13 protein-coding genes are annotated in these 16,509 nt (G+C 66.8%); 4 read left to right on the top strand and 9 right to left on the bottom strand.

What is annotated here, in order from left to right:
- Positions 1-25 precede the first annotated feature (25 nt).
- From ABIB58_RS00270 to ABIB58_RS00245, 6 genes are all read right to left on the bottom strand, one after another.
- Complete coding sequence (locus tag ABIB58_RS00270; protein ID WP_045811693.1) at positions 26-1,042, bottom strand: threonine aldolase family protein; 1,017 nt, start codon at positions 1,040-1,042, stop codon at positions 26-28.
- Positions 1,042-1,983: a mechanosensitive ion channel family protein gene (locus ABIB58_RS00265; RefSeq protein WP_045811692.1), complete on the bottom strand. Its 942-nt coding sequence runs from the start codon at positions 1,981-1,983 to the stop codon at positions 1,042-1,044. Before ABIB58_RS00265 ends, ABIB58_RS00270 begins: the two co-directional genes overlap by 1 nt.
- A 52-nt stretch (positions 1,984-2,035) precedes the next feature.
- Complete coding sequence (locus ABIB58_RS00260) at positions 2,036-3,724, bottom strand: cisplatin damage response ATP-dependent DNA ligase (RefSeq protein ID WP_045811708.1); 1,689 nt, start codon at positions 3,722-3,724, stop codon at positions 2,036-2,038.
- A gap of 98 nt (positions 3,725-3,822) precedes the next feature.
- Positions 3,823-4,317, bottom strand: coding sequence for an RcnB family protein (locus ABIB58_RS00255; protein ID WP_039247720.1), 495 nt, complete (start codon positions 4,315-4,317; stop codon positions 3,823-3,825).
- Between the two features lie 124 nt (positions 4,318-4,441).
- Complete coding sequence (locus ABIB58_RS00250; RefSeq protein WP_354038465.1) at positions 4,442-6,259, bottom strand: response regulator; 1,818 nt, start codon at positions 6,257-6,259, stop codon at positions 4,442-4,444.
- A gap of 80 nt (positions 6,260-6,339) precedes the next feature.
- On the bottom strand, positions 6,340-6,636 hold the full coding sequence (locus ABIB58_RS00245; protein WP_039247647.1) for a BolA family protein: 297 nt from the start codon (positions 6,634-6,636) through the stop codon (positions 6,340-6,342).
- 45 nt (positions 6,637-6,681) lie between these two features.
- Here ABIB58_RS00245 and ABIB58_RS00240 point away from each other — a divergent pair, with 45 nt between their 5' ends.
- Positions 6,682-7,350, top strand: coding sequence for a J domain-containing protein (locus tag ABIB58_RS00240; protein WP_039247646.1), 669 nt, complete (start codon positions 6,682-6,684; stop codon positions 7,348-7,350).
- 4 nt (positions 7,351-7,354) lie between these two features.
- Here ABIB58_RS00240 and ABIB58_RS00235 read toward each other — a convergent pair whose 3' ends face one another.
- Complete coding sequence (locus ABIB58_RS00235; protein ID WP_354038462.1) at positions 7,355-8,032, bottom strand: SDR family oxidoreductase; 678 nt, start codon at positions 8,030-8,032, stop codon at positions 7,355-7,357.
- Positions 8,033-8,071: 39 nt separating this feature from the next.
- Entirely contained in the window at positions 8,072-9,247 is a 1,176-nt protein-coding gene (locus ABIB58_RS00230) for an N-acetylmuramoyl-L-alanine amidase family protein (protein ID WP_354038460.1), read from the bottom strand.
- A gap of 508 nt (positions 9,248-9,755) precedes the next feature.
- On the opposite strand from ABIB58_RS00230, the gene ABIB58_RS00225 reads away from it, so the two are divergent.
- From ABIB58_RS00225 to ABIB58_RS00215, 3 genes are read left to right on the top strand one after another with little or no spacing between them, the layout of a single operon-like run.
- Complete coding sequence (locus ABIB58_RS00225) at positions 9,756-12,470, top strand: Rne/Rng family ribonuclease (RefSeq protein WP_045811687.1); 2,715 nt, start codon at positions 9,756-9,758, stop codon at positions 12,468-12,470.
- Positions 12,471-12,529: 59 nt separating this feature from the next.
- Positions 12,530-13,930: a M48 family metalloprotease gene (locus ABIB58_RS00220; RefSeq protein WP_354038457.1), complete on the top strand. Its 1,401-nt coding sequence runs from the start codon at positions 12,530-12,532 to the stop codon at positions 13,928-13,930.
- A gap of 25 nt (positions 13,931-13,955) precedes the next feature.
- Entirely contained in the window at positions 13,956-14,735 is a 780-nt protein-coding gene (locus ABIB58_RS00215; RefSeq protein WP_354038455.1) for a DsbA family protein, read from the top strand.
- A gap of 19 nt (positions 14,736-14,754) precedes the next feature.
- Here the strand turns inward: ABIB58_RS00215 and ABIB58_RS00210 are convergent, their stop codons facing one another.
- A complete protein-coding gene (locus ABIB58_RS00210; RefSeq protein ID WP_354038453.1) occupies positions 14,755-16,476 on the bottom strand; it encodes a hypothetical protein in 1,722 nt (573 codons plus the stop codon).
- Positions 16,477-16,509 lie beyond the last annotated feature (33 nt).

Below are 16,509 nucleotides of genomic sequence, written 5' to 3'. Positions count from 1 at the left end.
TGGCGCGCAAGCGGGGATTCGTCGCTCAGCCCAGACCGGCGACCGCCTCGATCAACTCGTCCACGGCCGCTTCCTGCGTCGCCCACGAACAGACGAAGCGCACCGAACCGTCATCGAAGGCGTAGCAGGCCCAGCCCATTTCGTTCAGGCGGGCGTGCGCCTCTTTCGGCATCCGCACGAAGACGGCGTTCGCCTCCACCGGATGGGCCAGGACGAAGGGCGACCGCCCCGCAATGCCGGCCGCCAAGCGCTGCGCCATCAGATTGGCGTGGGCGCCGCCCGATTCCCAATCGCCGCTTTCCAGCAAGCCCAGCATCGGACCCGACAGCAGACGCGTCTTGGACGACGTCTGGCCCGCCTGCTTCAGCCGGTTGTCCAGTCGCCGCGCCAGGCTCTTGTCGAACAGCACGATCGCCTCGGCGCAGTTGGCGCCCGCCTTGGCCCCGCCGAACACCAGCACGTCCACGCCCAGGCGAGGAATGTCCTTCAGGTCGAAACCGGCGGCGACCGCATTGGTCAGGCGCGCCCCGTCCATGTGAACGCCGTAGCCCAGCGCCTTGGCCGGTTCGATCAGGTGGCGCAGCTCTTCCTCGGTATAGACCGAGCCATATTCCGTGGCCTGGGTCAGCGACAGGGCGGCGGGCGGCTGACGATGCCCGACTTCGGGTTCGCCCAACTGCGCCTGCAGGGCCAATGGATCGATCTTGCCCGAGAAGCCCGGCAGCCCGATCAGGCCGACGCCGTGACCGAAGAAGCCCGGCGCCCCAGTCTCGTCGGTGCAGATATGCGCCGCATGGTGCGCCAGCACCGCCTCATAGGGTTGGGCCAGCATCGACAGGGCGATGGCGTTGGCCGCCGTCCCGCTGAAAACAAACCGCACCTCGGCGTCCGCATCCAGACGCTGGCGAATCTGGTCGGCAGCGCGGGCTGTGACCTCGTCTGCGCCATAGGCGCGGGCGAATCCCTTGTTGGCCCGCACCAGGCCTTCGATGGCGCTCAACGCCATGCCGGCGGTGTTGTCGGAGCCGAAATCGTAACGCATCAACTGGCCTTGAAAGCTGTATCGGGGGTCGTCGCGCCCGGAACGACCGACGACGGCTCGTGATCGCCATAGGGAACGGCGACCTGATGCGGGAACGGAATCTCGATCCCGGCGGCGTCCAGCGCCTCCTTGCCGCCCTGCATCAGATCGGCCTGGGTCTGCCACCAGTCGCCGACCTTGACCCAGGCGTGCAGCGTCACCTGCACCGAGCTGTCCAACAGGCCCGTCACGCCGGTCCACGGATGGGGATCTTGCAGCACCTTGTCGTGTGCGGCGGCCATATCCGCCAGCACGCAACGCGCCTGGTTCAGATCGTCGCCATAGCCGACGGTGAAGTTGATCTCGATCCGGCGGGTCTGCTGGCCGGTCAGATTGGTCAGCGGGTCGCTCAGGACCTTCGAGTTCGGAATGACGATCTTGTGGTTGTTGGCGTTGGACAGCTGGGTCGTGAACAGGTCCAGTCGCTGCACCGTGCCGCTCATCCCGCCGACATCAACCACGTCGCCGACGCGGTAGGGCCGCAGCACCAGCAGCATGATTCCCGAAGCCACGTTCGACAACGTGCCCTGCAAAGCCAGGCCCACCGCCAAGGACGCCGCACCCAGCACGGCGATGATCGAAGTGGTCTGAACGCCCAGGCGTTGAAGCACGGCGATCATGCCGACGATGAAGACCACCACCCGCACCACCTGGACCGCAAAGCTCAGGACCGTCGGATCGTGGCGGAAGCCCTTGACCCGCGACAGGGTATTGCGCGCCGCCCGCGCCGCCCATTTCGCCGCAAAGACCGTCAGGACGAAGATCAGGATGGCGATCGTCAGATTGATCGCGAAATCACCCGCCATGTCGGTCAGCTTGGCGATCACGGCGGCGTCGATCGAAACGGCCTTGCGCCCTGCGGCGACCGCTTCGGCGACATCGTTGGAAAGAGGCAGAGACATGAGGCCGGGTCTAACGCCTGACGCGACGATTGGAACCCCTGAAAGCCCGATTTCAGGCCTTTGCGATCCGTCCGCCGCCGCTTTCGATGGCGTCCAGCAGGTCCATCACATCGTCGATAGTGTTGGCCTCTCGCGCCGGCTTGTCCCAGCGAATGCGGCTGACGCGCGGAAAGCGCATGGCCACGCCCGACTTGTGCCGCGTCGAGCGATTCAGTCCCTCGAACGCGATCTCAAGCACCAGGCCGAAATCCCGCTCGGCCCGCACCGACCGCACCGGCCCGAACCGGTCGATGGTGTGGTCGCGCACGAACTTGTCGAGCTGTTTCAACTCCTCGTCGGTGAAGCCGAAATAAGCCTTGCCCACCGGCGTCAACGCCCCTTCCGGCGTCCAGACGCCGAAGGTGTAGTCGGAATAGAAGCTGGAGCGTTTGCCGTGGCCGCGCTGGGCGTACATCAGGACGGCGTCGATGACGTGCGGGTCGCGCTTCCACTTGAACCACGGCCCCTTGGGTCGCCCCGCCAGATAGGGGCTGTCCCAGCGTTTCAGCATCAGTCCCTCGGCCGCCGCCCCGACCGGCGGATCGGCCCGCAGCCGCGCCAGTTCATCCCAATCGGCGTAATCGACCACCGGCGACAGGTACAGTCGCTCGCCGGTATGACCATTGACCAAGGCCTCCAGGCGCGCCCGCCGCTCGCGCAGCGGCAGGCCGCGCAGATCCTCGCCATCCTGAGCAAGCAGGTCATAGGCGACGACCGCCGCTGGAAAGGCCTGCATCGCCTTGGCGTCCACCGACTTGCGGTTCAGCCGCTGCTGCAGATCCCCGAACGGCGCCACCGCCCCGTCGCGCCAGACGATCAGCTCACCATCGATCGCGCCTTCGAACGCCAAGGCCTCCATCACATCGGGAAAGGCGGCCGAAATCTCGTCGCCGGTTCGGGAATAGAGTTTGCGGACCTCGCCCTCCAGCACCGCCTGAACCCGAATGCCGTCCCACTTCCATTCGGCCGCATAATCGGCCGGCGACAGTTTGGGCAGATCCACGGCTTCATCGATGGCGACGGCCAGCATGACGGGTCGGAACCGGCCGGGCGCATCCGGGCTGGGCCGCTCCGCCCTGCCCTCCAGCCAGGCGAACAGGTCGGCGTAGGGCGGCTCGACCGCGTGCCAAACTTCCTCGATGGCAGAGGCGTCCAACGCCTCCAGCGTCATCTGCGCCTCGTCCCCGTCCGGCGAGGGCGGCGCCATCACCGCGTCCGGGCGCATCATGGCCGCCGCCGTCTTGGCCAGCCGCGCCGACAGGCCGACGCGCAAGGCCCCGGTCATCAGCTTCAGCAGCGCCCAGCGCCCTTTCGGCTCCAGCGCATCCAGCCAGCCTTCCAGAAGGCCGCGCACCTCCGTCCGCGTGGCGGTCCTTAGCGCCTCGACGACCTCGGCCAGCTCGGGCTCACGGTTTGGCCGGTGGTCCGGCGTCACGGGCCAGATCAGGGCCGCGGTCTCCGCCAGATCGCCCACATAGTCGTAGGACCAGCCGAACAGCACACTGTCGACCCGGCCTTCGACCGCCTTTCGGATCATGGCCGGCTTGGCCGCGTCGAACGTCAGGTCGCCGGTCAGGGCCGCCAGCGCCCATCCCCGGTCCGGATCGGGCGTCGCTCTCAGATAGTCGCGCACCAGCACCAGCTTCGCATTGCGCGAAGCCGTCAGGGACAGGCGGTCCAGAAGCTCGGCGAAGGCGCGCATCGTCATCCATCTTGGGCGCCGGAAGCGTCGCCGTCCTCTTCAGAACGAAAAACGCCCCGGAGGTTTCCCTCCGGAGCGCATCTCAAATCCTTGACGGATCAGTTGAACAGGCCGGCGATCACGGCGGTGATCAGGCCGCCGGCGACGGCGGCGAGCACCACGTCATTGCCGCTGCGGACATATTGGTAGCCACGGGGCGGCGCGCGCAGGCCATAGCGGTTATAGTCGTGCACCACATAGGCGTTGGTGCGGTAGTAGGACGGCATCCGCTGGCCATAGCTCCAGGTCCGAACCGCATAGCCGCGCGGCGGGACGTAGCGCGGGGCGTTGTAACGACGTTCCGCACGCTGCCAGCGTTCATAGGCGCGTTGCTGCTGGCGATAGTCCCGACGATCCTCGCGCAGCTCGCGGCGGTAATCGCGGCGATCCTGGCGATAGTCCCGACGATCGTAGTGGTCAGGACCCGGACCGTGACGTGCGGCGGGACCATGCGGACCGTGGGGCGGTACGGGCTGAGCCGAGGCTGCGCCTGCTGCGCCCAGCGCGCCGGCGGCCATGACCGAAGCGATTGCGGTGGTCAGGATCTTTTTCATGATCGTGTCTCCATCTGCGCCGAAGACCATCGGCTTGGGTGCAGTTATGGAGCACGGCGACTGAGGCGCGCCTGAACCGGCGTCCTCGGCCCAGGTTCATGTCGGGAACACAGGATCGCCGCAATCAGGCGGCGACGGAGGCCTCTGATGGCGGTGCGGCCATCTGCGCAACCGCGTCGCGACCGCCGCTGACGTGACCCATCAGGGCGGCCAAAGCGCCGAAATCGATCGGCTTGTTCAGATAGGCGTCGGCGCCGGCCTGAAGACCAGCCTCATGATCCTCATGACGCGCCGATGCCGACAGGACCACGATTGGCGTATTCGCATTCTGGCCGCCTTCGCGGATGATGCGCGTTGCGGTCAGTCCGTCCATGACCGGCATGTTCACGTCCATGATGATCAGGTCGAACGGCTGATCCTTGGCGATATCGACCGCGACCTGCCCGTTCTCGGCCGTCGAAGTGACGTGGCTGGCCGAGCTCATCCAGGCCTCCAGAATCATGCGGTTCACCGGATGATCCTCGACCACCAGGACGCGCAACGATTCGCCGCCTTCGATCTCGGCATGAACCTCAGCCGCCGCGACGGGCTTGGCCCATTCCACGACCTCGGCCTCGATTTCCAGGGTGAAGCACGAGCCCTCGGCGAGCTTGGACGTCACGGTGATGTCGCCGCCCATGATGTTGGCCATGCGCCGCGCGATGGTCAGACCCAGGCCCGTGCCGCCGAACCGCCGCGTCGAGGAGGTATCCACCTGGGTGAAGGGCATGAACAGCCGCTCCAGATCGGACGCCGCAATCCCCGCGCCGCTATCCTGGACGACGAATTCGAACCGTACGCGCTGATCCGAAATGCGGTGTCCGCGCACCAGATAGTGGATTTCGCCGGTCTCGGTGAACTTGACCGCATTGGAAAGCAGGTTCTGCACCACCTGACAGACGCGCAGCGGATCGCCGCGCACCACCGTCGGAATCTCGCCTTCCATGGTCGTGACGAACGTCAGGCCCTTGGCTTCGGCCTGGGCCTCGAAGGGACCGGTTATGCGCTTGTTCAAACCGTCGATGACGATATCGACGACCTCGAAGTTCATCTTGCCCGCCTCGATCTTGGTCATGTCGAGGATGTCGTTCAGCAGGGACAACAGATTGTCGCCTGAGTTGCGGATGATTGACAGATATTCGCGCTGCGTCGTCTCCAGACGAGTTGCGCTCAACAGCTGGGCCGCGCCGAGCACGCCGTTCATCGGCGTGCGCAGTTCGTGCGAGATCACGCCCAGGAAGTTCGACTTGGCCTCGCTGGCCGCATTGGCCTTGTCGCGGGCCGCTTCCAACTCTTCGATCAGATGCGCCTGGTGCGACTGGAAGGCCCGGATGCGGTCTTCACGCAGCAAGGTCATGGTCACCAGCACGAACAGACCCGCCGCCGTGAACGGCAGGACCGCCAGCATCGACCAGAAGGCGTTGTTGCCCCACAGGCTGAACAGAATGATCGTCGCCGCCGCGCCATAGGGCGAGGAGATGATCAGGGCCTGCCGCGGCGAGCTGCGAAGCTGGGCGAAGACCAGCACATAGCCGGAAATCAGCAGGGCGAGGGCCAGGGGGCGTCCGAACTCGGCGGGCGAGAACCAGGCCATCAGAGGCGCAATGGCCCATGCGCCGGTCGTCACCGTGGCCACGATCGGGAAGATCACGCCCCAGTTGGTGTCGACGCGATGGCTAAGACGATGTTCGACCAGTCCCCGCAGCGACCCGGCCGCCAGCGTGCCGCCGAACCACAGAAGCGCCGGCCACAAACCGACGGTGCCCAGAAGACCCACGGCCCAGGAAGCGATGATCATGTAGCGGAGATACTGCGTCTGCAGGATGGCGGTCAGCGCCTGGGCCGCGTCTCCGGCGCGTTGCTCGCCTTCGAGCGCCTTCGCGACGCCGTCTGATTCCACCATAAGCCCAGATCCCCACGTTCTGTTTGGTTGGATGACGCTAGGACGAAGGTTCTAAGACGATGTGAACGCAGTTCTTTCGCTCAGCCTGCCTCCTCCGGCGTCAGCGCTTTGATCGAAAGAGCGTGGACCGGTCCGGCCATCTCGTCCTTCAGCAGGGCGTTCACCGCGCGCTGTCGCGCCAGCCGCGATTGCCCCTGGAAAGCAGCGGACACGATCACCAGATTGAAGTGGCTTTCGCCGCCAGGCTTGGCGTCCATTCCGCCTTCATGATGATGACCGGCGTGGCGCCAGCTGTCGTCCTCGACCTCCAGACGCAGGGGCGACAGCCCTGCCGTCAGTTTTGCACGAATAATCGTCGCCACCGGGCCTTCAGACATGATCGATTCCTTGATGCTGTCCCAATCGGGCTTACACTTCGGCTGATGTCCGCCTCCTTTCAATACAAGCCGCGCTTCACCGACATTCGGGTGAAGCCGCCCAAGCCCGAGGAAGAGGCGGCGAAAGCCGACGTCCTGCACCTGAAGCCTGGCGAAAAGCCGTGCCAGTGGCCCGACTGTCGCCGGGCTGCTGCGGCCAAGGCGCCCAAGTCGCGCGAACGGCTGAACGACTTCTATGAGTTCTGCCAGCCGCACGCCGGCGAATACAACAAGGGCTGGAACTTCTACGCCGGCATGACCGAGGGTGAGATTCGCGCCGCTCAGGAAAACGAGGCCATGACCGGCGGCCGCCCGACCTGGGAGATGCAGGCCGGCAAGTTCACGCGCGAGGCCGCCGCCTTCGCCGCCAAGATGGGCACCTCGAACACCACTGGCGCCGGCTCATGGCGCGACAGCTTCGGCCTGTTCGGGCGCAAGGGCGATCAGGCGCCGCAGTCCGCGACCGAGGACCGCCGCATCGGCAAGCTGGAACGCGCCGCCCTCGCCGACCTCGATCTGGATCCGGGCGCGGACAAGGCGAAGATCAAGGCTCAATATCATGAGCTGCTGAAGCGGTTTCACCCCGACACCAACAGCGGCGACCGCAGCGCTGAGGCCAAGCTGCAACGCGTCATCAAGGCCTGGAAGACGCTGAAGAAGGCCGGCCTGGCCTGACGGCCTAGTCGGCGTAGACCATCTTGCGCGTCATGCCGCCGTCAACCGTCAGCACCTGGCCCGTGACGAAGCCCGCTTCGGCGAGATAGAGCACGGCCCCGGCGATATCCTCGGCGCGGCCGACGCGGCCGACCGGATGCTGTTCGTGATCGACAGGACGCAAATCCTCGCCGTCCGAAATCCAGCCGGGGGCGATGGCGTTGACGCGAATTCGAGGGCCTTCGCTGATCGCCAGGGCGTGGGTCAAGGCGAACAGCGCGCCCTTGGACGCCGCATAGGCCTCGGTGTGCGGCTCGGACATGAAGGCGCGCGTCGAGATCATGTTCACGATGGCGCCGCCCTCGTTCAGCAGCGGAATGGCGGCGCGGCTCATCAGAAAGGCGCCGGTCAGATGGCTGTCGATCGTCTTGCGCCAGTCCGCCAGCGACAGTTCAGCCAGCGGGCCGTTCACCGGATCGGCGATACCCCCGTTGTTGACCAGCAGGTCCAGCGACGACCAGCCCAAGGTCTCGAACGCCTGTGTGACCGAGTCCTCATCACCCAGATCGCAGTCGATATGACGGGCTTCGCCCTCACCCGGCTTCAGATCGAAGGAGGCGACCTCCCATCCCTTCGCCAGCAAGGCGTCACAAACGCCCGTTCCGATCAGGCCTGATCCGCCTGTGACAATCGCTTTTTTCATGGTCCGGAAACCGGCGAGGGCCGGCTTGGTTGCGCGGGGTCAGGGCTGACCGGCGGCCTGGCTGTTCGCGGCGGCCATCATCGGGCTCGACGGCTCGCGGAAATAACGATCGATTCCGTCCGCGACCGACTTCATCAGGCGACGGCGCGCGCGCTCGTCGGTCAGAAGCCGTTCGTCCTCGGGATTGGTGATAAAGCCCATTTCCAGCAGCACGGCCGGCACGTCGGGCGCCAACAGGACAGCCAGACCCGCATCGCGATGGCTGCGGCGCAAGAGAGGATGGTCCGACCCTTCCAGATGGGTCAGCAAGACGCGCGCGAACTGGGCCGAGCGGTTCTGGGTCGCGCGCTGGGTCATGTCCAGCAGGATGCGATCCACCGACGGGTCGCGCCCCGGCAGGTGCAGTTCGCGGTGCCAGTTGTCGCCGCGCGTGAACTCGCGCACGGCCCGGCCGGCGCCCTGCTCCGACAAGGTATAGACGCTGGCCCCGCGCAGCGCCGGGTCAGAGCCGGCGTCGGCGTGCAAGGAAATGAACAGATCGGCGTCGGCCTGACGCGCGATGGAGACGCGGCGATAGAGGTCGACGTAGCGGTCGTCGGTCCGGGTCAGCCTGACGCGATAGCGGCCGTTCTTCTCAAGCTCGGCCTTCAACGCCAGGGCGGCGGCAAGGGTAACCTGCTTTTCCTGAGCGCTTGCGCCACTGGCGCCCGGATCATTGCCGCCATGGCCGGCGTCGATGACGATCAGGGGGCGCTCGGCGCGGCGCGGCGGCGCGCTGGCGCGCGGCGCCGGCGTGGTCGTGGCGCGCGCGGCGGTCCCTGTCGCCTTCAGATCGACGACATAACGATAATGGCTGACACCGTCGCCGGGCGGCAGCAGGAAGCGCCGTTCGATCTCGCTGCCGCGCGCCAGTTCCAGCTGAACCCGCGACGAACCGCCGGACGACGTGACCTCGTAGGAGCGCACCAGACCCGAACCGCCGCCATTCAGACCACGCCCCGGCGCGACGCCGCTCAGAGCCAGCACCACCAGGCCTTCGCCGCCCGCGTCGATGACGCGTCCCTGCGCCGTCTTGTCCAGATCGATGACGACGCGGGTCCGATCGCCGTCGGCGCCGAAGCGCACCGCCAGCACATCGCCCTGCGCGCCCCAGGCGAAACCGCGCGTTGCAGACAGACCGACCATGCAGATGACCACAAAGGCCAGGGCGGTCATCGCCCACTCCTTCGCGCCCCAGCGCATCAGACCTGTCAAAACGCGACCGCTCATCTGCGTCGGCGAACCCGGTTTAAGCCTACTTGAACCTCATCATGACAGAGGCTCGTATTCAGGGGGTTAAGGCGAGCGCCTTTTAATTCTCCCGTTGCATGACTATGCTGTGACCGCTCGCGAACCGATCGCGCCGATTTCGCCTTTGCGGATCTTGGCGCGCCCTCCTCGCGGCGTTGACTTTCACCAATCCTAGAACCGCCCCGGCCTGGCCGATGGTTCGAAGAGTGGACCAGGGACGCGGCCTTCCCAAGGGATTGGCGCGCCCGGTTCAGGACCGACGACTTAATGGGCCTTTCCGCCTGCGTTCCCCAACGGCTTGATCAAGCCTTCTTCGCCGTTCTCGGCGAGGGGATGTCGCGCGCGCCGGCCCTCACCTTCATTCGGCGAGCCGCCATGACCCTGTCCGGAGATCCGGGACGGTCGGCCTGCGCGCGCCAGAGAGAGACTTTCCATGTCAAAGACAATGCTGATCGATGCGGCGCATCCCGAGGAGACCCGGGTCGCCATCGTGGACGGGCGCAAGATTGAGGAATTCGATTTCGAATCCCGTGCGAAGCGCCAGCTTCGCGGCAATATCTACCTCGCCAAGGTCACCCGCGTAGAGCCCAGCCTGCAGGCCGCCTTCATTGAATACGGCGGCAATCGTCACGGCTTCCTCGCCTTCAACGAAATCCACCCCGACTACTACCAGATCCCCGTCGCCGACCGCGAAGCCATCATGGCCGAGGCGCACGACGATGAGGACGAGGACGATCTCGACCGCGAATCGACCGGCGACGACGTCGATCCCGAATCGGCGCTGGCCGACGAGGAGCGTCTGAAGCGCCGCCTGATGCGCCGCTACAAGATCCAGGACGTGATCAAGCGCCGCCAGATCCTGCTGGTCCAGGTCGTCAAGGATGAGCGCGGCGCCAAGGGCGCGGCCCTGACCACCTGGCTCTCGCTGGCCGGCCGCTATTGCGTGCTGATGCCCAACACCGGCAAGGGCGGCGGCATTTCGCGCAAGATCACCAACACCTCGGACCGTCGTCGCCTGAAAAGCGCCGTCTCGGCCCTGGAAGTGCCCAAGGGCATGGGCCTGATCATCCGCACGGCGGGCGCCAAGCGCACCAAGGCCGAGATCAAGCGCGACTATCAATATCTGCTGCGCCTGTGGGAGACGATCCGCGAGACCACCCTCGCCTCTCACGCCCCCTCGGTGATCTACGAGGAAGAGAACCTGGTCCGCCGCGCCGTGCGCGATATGTTCGACAAGGATTTCGACGGCATCCAGGTCGAGGGGGTCGAGGGCTTCAAGGAGGCACGCGACTTCATGCGCGTGCTGATGCCGGCCCAGGCCAAGAAGGTTCACCTGTATCGCGGCTCGCGCCCCTTGTTCGCGGCCAACGGCATCGAGGAACTGCTGACGCAGATCCACCAACCGGTCGTGCCGCTGAAGTCCGGCGGCTATCTGGTCATCAACCAGACCGAGGCCCTGGTGGCCATCGACGTCAACTCGGGCCGCGCCACCAAAGAACGCAACGTCGAACAGACAGCGTTCAAGACCAATATGGAAGCGGCCGAGGAAGCCGCCCGCCAGCTGCGCCTGCGCGACCTCGCCGGCCTCGTCGTCATCGACTTCATCGACATGGATGAGGGCAAGAACAACCGCGCCGTCGAGCGCGTGCTGAAGGAGGCTCTGTCCTCCGACCGCGCCCGCATCCAGATGGGCCGCATCTCGCCCTTCGGCCTGATGGAGATCAGCCGTCAGCGTCGCCGCCTGGGCGTGATCGAGGGCGCGACCGAAGCCTGCCCGCATTGCCAGGGCACGGGCCGCATCCGCTCTGCCGAATCCGCCGCCCTGATGACCCTGCGCGCGGTCGACATCGAGGCCGGCAAGAACGGCGCAGGCGTCGTGGTGCTGAAGGTCTGCACCGCCGTCGGCCTGTATATCCTGAACCACAAGCGCGCCTATCTGCAGTCGCTCCTGGAACGTCGCGGCCTCAACGTTATCGTCCAGATCGACGACAGCCTGGGCCAGGGCGAGCACACTATCGAGCGCACCGAGACCAACGAGGACTTCGTCGCGCCCGAGATCGAGATGCCCAACCTCGACGACGACTTCGACGCCTCGCTGTACGAAGACGAGGATGAGGACGACGACGAGGAGATCATCGCCGACGACGATGACGACACGGTCGAATCCCTGGATCGCGAAGACAGCGACGACGACGAACCGCGCGAACGCTCAGAGCGTCATGACGGTGGTCGCGATCGGGGTCGTGGGCGCAACCGTCGCCGTCGCGGCGGTCGTCGCGACGAGGAAACCTCCGACGTCGAGGCCGTCGATACGGTCAGCGCCGACGACGCCTCGGACGATGAGGAAGACGAAAACGGCCGCCGCCGTCGCCGTGGCCGCCGTGGCGGTCGCCGCGTCCGCGAGGATGGCGAGCGCGACGTCTACACCTGGGTTCGCGGCCGCACGCCGTCGCTGGACGACCCCTATGTCTGGTTCGACCCGCTAAACCCCGGCCGCTCGGAAGGTCGCCCGGAACGCGGCGAGCGCCATGAGCGGTCTGAACGCCCCGCCTTCGCTCAGTCCGAGGGCGAAGGCCTGGATGCCGTCGCCCATAGCGGCGCCGGCGAAGGCTCTGGCGAGGAAGGCGGGCGTTCGCGCCGTCGCCGTCGTCGCGGTCGCGGCCGTGGCGAAGGTTCCGTCAGCCATGAGATCAAGGTCGAGAACCGCGCCACCAACGAAGGCATGCCGCCTGACGGGTCGCCCGAGACGCCGATGGCCGTCATGGTCGAGCCGACCGAGGCCGTCGAAACCGCCGCCCCGGCCATCGCGCCTGAGCCTCAGCGTCGTCGCGTGCGCCGCAAGTCGGCCAGCGCCAATGTCGAGATCGCGACCGAACCGCATCCCGACACCGCCATCGAGTCGAACGAAGCTACGGTCCAAGGCGCGGCGGTGGAGCTGGACGTGACCCCGCACGAGGCGCTGGCCGCCGAACCGGCCGAAGTCGCCCCGGTCGCCGCGCCGACGGCGGTTCCGGTGACCGAGGCCGTCTTGGCCGAGCCCTTCGTCGCCCCCACGCCGGAGATCGACGTTCAGGCCATCATCGCCGAAGACCCGAACCAGATCGTCGCACCGCCCGAAAAGCCCAAGCGCGGGTGGTGGCGCCGCTGATCGGTCACGATTAGACTGTCTGGATACAGGCGGGGGCCGGTCGTTGTTGGAGTAGAGCCATGAGGTGGCTTCCCCGATCTGCATCCCGCGTTCTGGCGGCGGCGGCGACGGCCTTGATGGCTGTTTCCGTCGCCGGCCAGGCCTCCGCGCAAAGCCTGATCCGCGACACCGAGGTCGAGGGCATCGTGCGCGAATGGGCCGACCCGGTCTTCGTGGCCATGGGGCTGAACCCGAACGATATCGAAGTCCTGCTGGTCAACGACAACGACCTGAACGCCTTTGCGACACGCGGGCGGATCATGGGCGTCAACACCGGCCTGATCCTGCGCACCAAGACGCCCGGCGAATTGCTGGGCGTGATGGCGCACGAAGCGGGCCACATCAAAAACCGCCACACTCTGCGAGACGGGGCCGAGAACGCCGGCAAACAGCCGATGTTCATGACCATGGCGCTCGGCGCCCTGGCCATCGCCGCCGGCGCGCCGGACGCAGGCGTCGCCCTGCTCGGCTCCAGCCAGTATTTCGGCGCTCTGGGCGCGCTGCATTACATGCAAAGCCAGGAAGGCGAGGCCGACATCTCGGGCGCTCGGGCGCTGGAGGCGGCCGGCGAATCCGGCGCCGGGCTGGTGTCCTTCTTCGAGAACTTCCGCTCGCAGGAGGTCTTCTCCGACGCCCGCCGCTATCCCTATTTCCGCAGCCACCCCCTGTCGTCGAACCGGATCGAGAGCCTGCGCCGTTATGTGCAGGAACAGCCGCACTACGACCATCGCGACAGCCCCGAACGTATGGCGCAGCACGCGCTGATCCTGGCCAAGATTCACGCCTTCATGGATCCGCCGAACGCCACCCTGCGCGACTATCCGTCGACCGACACCTCTCTGCCCGGCCGCTATGCGCGGGCCATCGCCTGGTATCGAGACGGCCAGACCGACAAGGCGCTGACGGCGGTAGACGCGCTGATCGCCGGCGACGTGAACAACCCCTATTTCCAGGAACTGAAGGGCCAGATCCTGTTCGAGGAAGGTCGCCCGGCCGAGGCCGTCGCCGCCCACCGCGAGGCGGTCCGCCTGAAGCCCGATGCCCCTCTCCTGCGCGTCAACCTGGCCCACGCCCTGATCGAAACCAATGACAAGGCCAAGTTGGACGAGGCGATCGACCAGCTGAAACACGCCGTCGTCGCCGAGAAGGACAACACCATGGCCTGGCGCCTTCTGGCCCAGGCCTATGCCTCTCAGGGCAAGGAGGGCGAGGCGCGGCTGGCCTCGGCCGAATACTATTTCGCCGGCGGGGACGAGAAACAGGCCACCCAGTTCGCTCTGCGCGCCCGCTCCATGCTGAATCCCGGCTCGATCGAATGGCGCCGCGCCGTCGATATCGTCCTGGCCTCGGGCGCCACGCCCGACGATCTCAACGACCTGGACCGCCGCGACGCCGCGCGCCGGCCCGCCACCCTCAACTGACCCCTTACGCCGACTGCGAGCCTGAATGACCGACGACGCCCCCACGCCTGCGCCCGAACCCAAGACCGCCAAGCCGGGATGGCTCAGCGGCGGCCGCGCCGGCTATCTGGCGCTGGGCCTGTCGGTCATCGCGCTGGGCTTTTCAGCGGCGCCCTATCTGACCGGCGGATCGAACGTTCGTGCGTATCTGCTGGAGCATCCCGAGGTCTTGCAGGAGGCGCAGATGGCGCTTCAGACCAAGGACGCCGAGACCGCCGTCGAGGAGACGAACCAGGCCGCCGCCGCCAACGCCGGCCTTCTGGCGCCCGACGCCCGCGATCCGGCTTTCGGTCCGGCGAACGCCAAGGTCACGGTGATCGAGTTCTTCGACTTCCGCTGCCCCGGCTGCAAGGCCGTGGCCCACGACTATCGCGCCCTGATGGCCGCCCATCCCGAGGTTCGCTTCGTCTTCAAGGACTGGCCCATCCTGGACCGTGGCGACGACATCACCTCGCAATACGCCGCCCGCGCCGCCCTGGCCGCGCACCAGCAGGGCAAGTATCTGGAAGTCTATGACGCCCTGATGACCGAGCGGGCGCTATCGATCGAAGCGATCGACGCCATCCTGGCCGCGCATGGCGTGGACATGGCCCGCGCCAAGGCCGCGATCGCCGCGCCCGACACCACCCGCCACATCGCCGACATCCACACAACGGCTGCCGCCCTGCGTCTGCGCGGCACGCCGACCTTCTTTGTCAACGGCAAGGCCAGCCCCGGCATCGACCCGGCTGAGATCGGCAAACTGATCGAAGCGGCCAAGCGCTGATCAACCCGCGGCCGAGGCGTCAGGCCTCGGCCAAACTCATCTGACCGCCGATCCATTCGACGCCGGCCTGGCGCAGGGCGTCATTGGCCGCCGTCTCGTCGCCCAGCGCCTGTTCGGCGCGGTAGAGAACGTAATAGCTGTAGGGATCGTTCGGCCAATCCTTCAGCAGTTCGCCGATCTTGGCCTTGGCCCCCGCCGCATCGCCGGACGCCAGCATGGCGGCGGCCAGGCTTCGGCGTGTCGGATACCAGATCATCGGCGGATCGCCGCCCTCGGGCGCCATGGCCTGAATCGCCGCCGCCCGCCCATAGGCGGCGATGGCGGCGGGATAGTCCTGATCAATCATGGCCGCGCGGCCTTCCAGCACCTTCTGGAACAGTTCGGCGAAACCGGTCTGACGATCCGCCATCGGACCCTTGAACGCCTTGTCCGCCAGCAGGGCGGCGATCGCCTGGGCTTCGATCCGAACCGCCGCCGCATCGCCGCGCCGTGCCGCCGCCTCGCCCCGCGCATAACGCCAGCCGACCCGCATCAGCGGACGGCCTGCGTCCGGCTCGGCCAGCGCCGCGACCTGAGCGTCCGATCCGAACCGGCCGTAGAGCGCATAGGCGTCCGCCGCCATCACCTGACGATAGACGACATAGCCGTCCTCGCCCGCCTCCGGCGGTCCCGCCAGCTGCGGATAGGTCGCCATATACCAGTCGGCCAGCTCCAGTCCGCGCTCGGCCCCGCCCGCCATCAGGGCGCCGCCCATGCCGAAATGGATGTTGTGGGCATGCAGCCGCATGCCGCGAATGCCGCCGGGCGGCCCGACCAGCTGGACGTAGCTCTTGTCCAGCGCCACGGCGTTGACGTTGGACATCATCGCGTCCTTGTAGCGCCCGACCCGATAGAAGGTGTGCGACGGCATATGCACCAGATGGCTGGCGCCCGGCGCCAGCAGGGCAAGCCGCTCGCCATAGGCCAGCGCCCTGTGCGGATCGTCCGACCATTCGGTCAGGTGGATGTACAGGTGGATGGCGCCCGGATCATTCGGCTTGACCGTCAGGGCGTGCTCCAGGATCGCCATCGCGCGGGTGACGGCCGGATCGGTCGCCTTGCCGTCCTTGTCCCACCATTCGCCCTCGGGCTGCAGCAACCAGGCGTCTGCGGTGATCGAGGCGACCGATACGTCGTCGGCGTGACGCCTTGCGATCCGGTCCATGGCGCGGGCGAAGCGTAGCGCGCGGGTCTTCTCCTTGCCGGAATAGCGCTGGATCAAGGCGTCGATCATCTGGCGCTGCATCGGCGTGGCGTCGCGGGCCAGACGCCGTGCATCGCGTGCAACGCTCAGGCCTGTGGCGATCGATTCGGGATCGCCGCCGCCGCCATTCAGGTTCGGCCCGATCGCCCAGGCCTCGCCCCAGGCGCACATGCCGCACGACGGGTCCAACTGCCTCGCCTTCCTGAACGCCCGCACCGATTCCGAATGCTCGAACGCCCAGCGCAGTCGAACCCCGTGGTCGAACCAGGCCTGGGCCTCGGGGTTCTTTGTGTCGACCGCGAAAACCGCGTCGCCAAAGCCCGGCGCCATGACCATGTCGCGTGTCGGCTGGACATCGCCGACGACCCCGACCCGACCGCAGACCTGCGGATTGGTGATCAGGGCCACGGTCGCCGCCGTCGCTGTGGCGTCGGCGACCGCCACGGGCGCAATCAGACAGGCGACCGAAACCGTCGCGATCCACAGACTCTTGCGCATCTTCGCCTCCCCCTCTGGCGACCAGTGTGCGCT

This window comes from Brevundimonas sp. UYEF29 (assembly GCF_040546195.1).
In the GTDB taxonomy this organism is placed as follows: Bacteria; Pseudomonadota; Alphaproteobacteria; order Caulobacterales; family Caulobacteraceae; genus Brevundimonas; species Brevundimonas huaxiensis.
This window is presented reverse-complemented; position numbering and strand designations above follow the sequence as displayed.

Excerpts from the sequence above, each read along its gene's own strand:
- ABIB58_RS00260 (WP_045811708.1), bottom strand. The coding sequence starts at position 3,724 with ATGCGCGCCTTCGCCGAGCTTCTGGACCGCCTGTCCCTGACGGCTTCG.
- ABIB58_RS00240 (WP_039247646.1), top strand. The coding sequence starts at position 6,682 with ATGTCCGCCTCCTTTCAATACAAGCCGCGCTTCACCGACATTCGGGTG.
- ABIB58_RS00220 (WP_354038457.1), top strand. The coding sequence starts at position 12,530 with ATGAGGTGGCTTCCCCGATCTGCATCCCGCGTTCTGGCGGCGGCGGCG.
- ABIB58_RS00230 (WP_354038460.1), bottom strand. The coding sequence starts at position 9,247 with ATGACCGCCCTGGCCTTTGTGGTCATCTGCATGGTCGGTCTGTCTGCA.
- ABIB58_RS00265 (WP_045811692.1), bottom strand. The coding sequence starts at position 1,983 with ATGTCTCTGCCTCTTTCCAACGATGTCGCCGAAGCGGTCGCCGCAGGG.
- ABIB58_RS00245 (WP_039247647.1), bottom strand. The coding sequence starts at position 6,636 with ATGTCTGAAGGCCCGGTGGCGACGATTATTCGTGCAAAACTGACGGCA.
- ABIB58_RS00250 (WP_354038465.1), bottom strand. The coding sequence starts at position 6,259 with ATGGTGGAATCAGACGGCGTCGCGAAGGCGCTCGAAGGCGAGCAACGC.
- ABIB58_RS00215 (WP_354038455.1), top strand. The coding sequence starts at position 13,956 with ATGACCGACGACGCCCCCACGCCTGCGCCCGAACCCAAGACCGCCAAG.
- ABIB58_RS00210 (WP_354038453.1), bottom strand. The coding sequence starts at position 16,476 with ATGCGCAAGAGTCTGTGGATCGCGACGGTTTCGGTCGCCTGTCTGATT.
- ABIB58_RS00255 (WP_039247720.1), bottom strand. The coding sequence starts at position 4,317 with ATGAAAAAGATCCTGACCACCGCAATCGCTTCGGTCATGGCCGCCGGC.
- ABIB58_RS00225 (WP_045811687.1), top strand. The coding sequence starts at position 9,756 with ATGTCAAAGACAATGCTGATCGATGCGGCGCATCCCGAGGAGACCCGG.
- ABIB58_RS00235 (WP_354038462.1), bottom strand. The coding sequence starts at position 8,032 with ATGAAAAAAGCGATTGTCACAGGCGGATCAGGCCTGATCGGAACGGGC.
- ABIB58_RS00270 (WP_045811693.1), bottom strand. The coding sequence starts at position 1,042 with ATGCGTTACGATTTCGGCTCCGACAACACCGCCGGCATGGCGTTGAGC.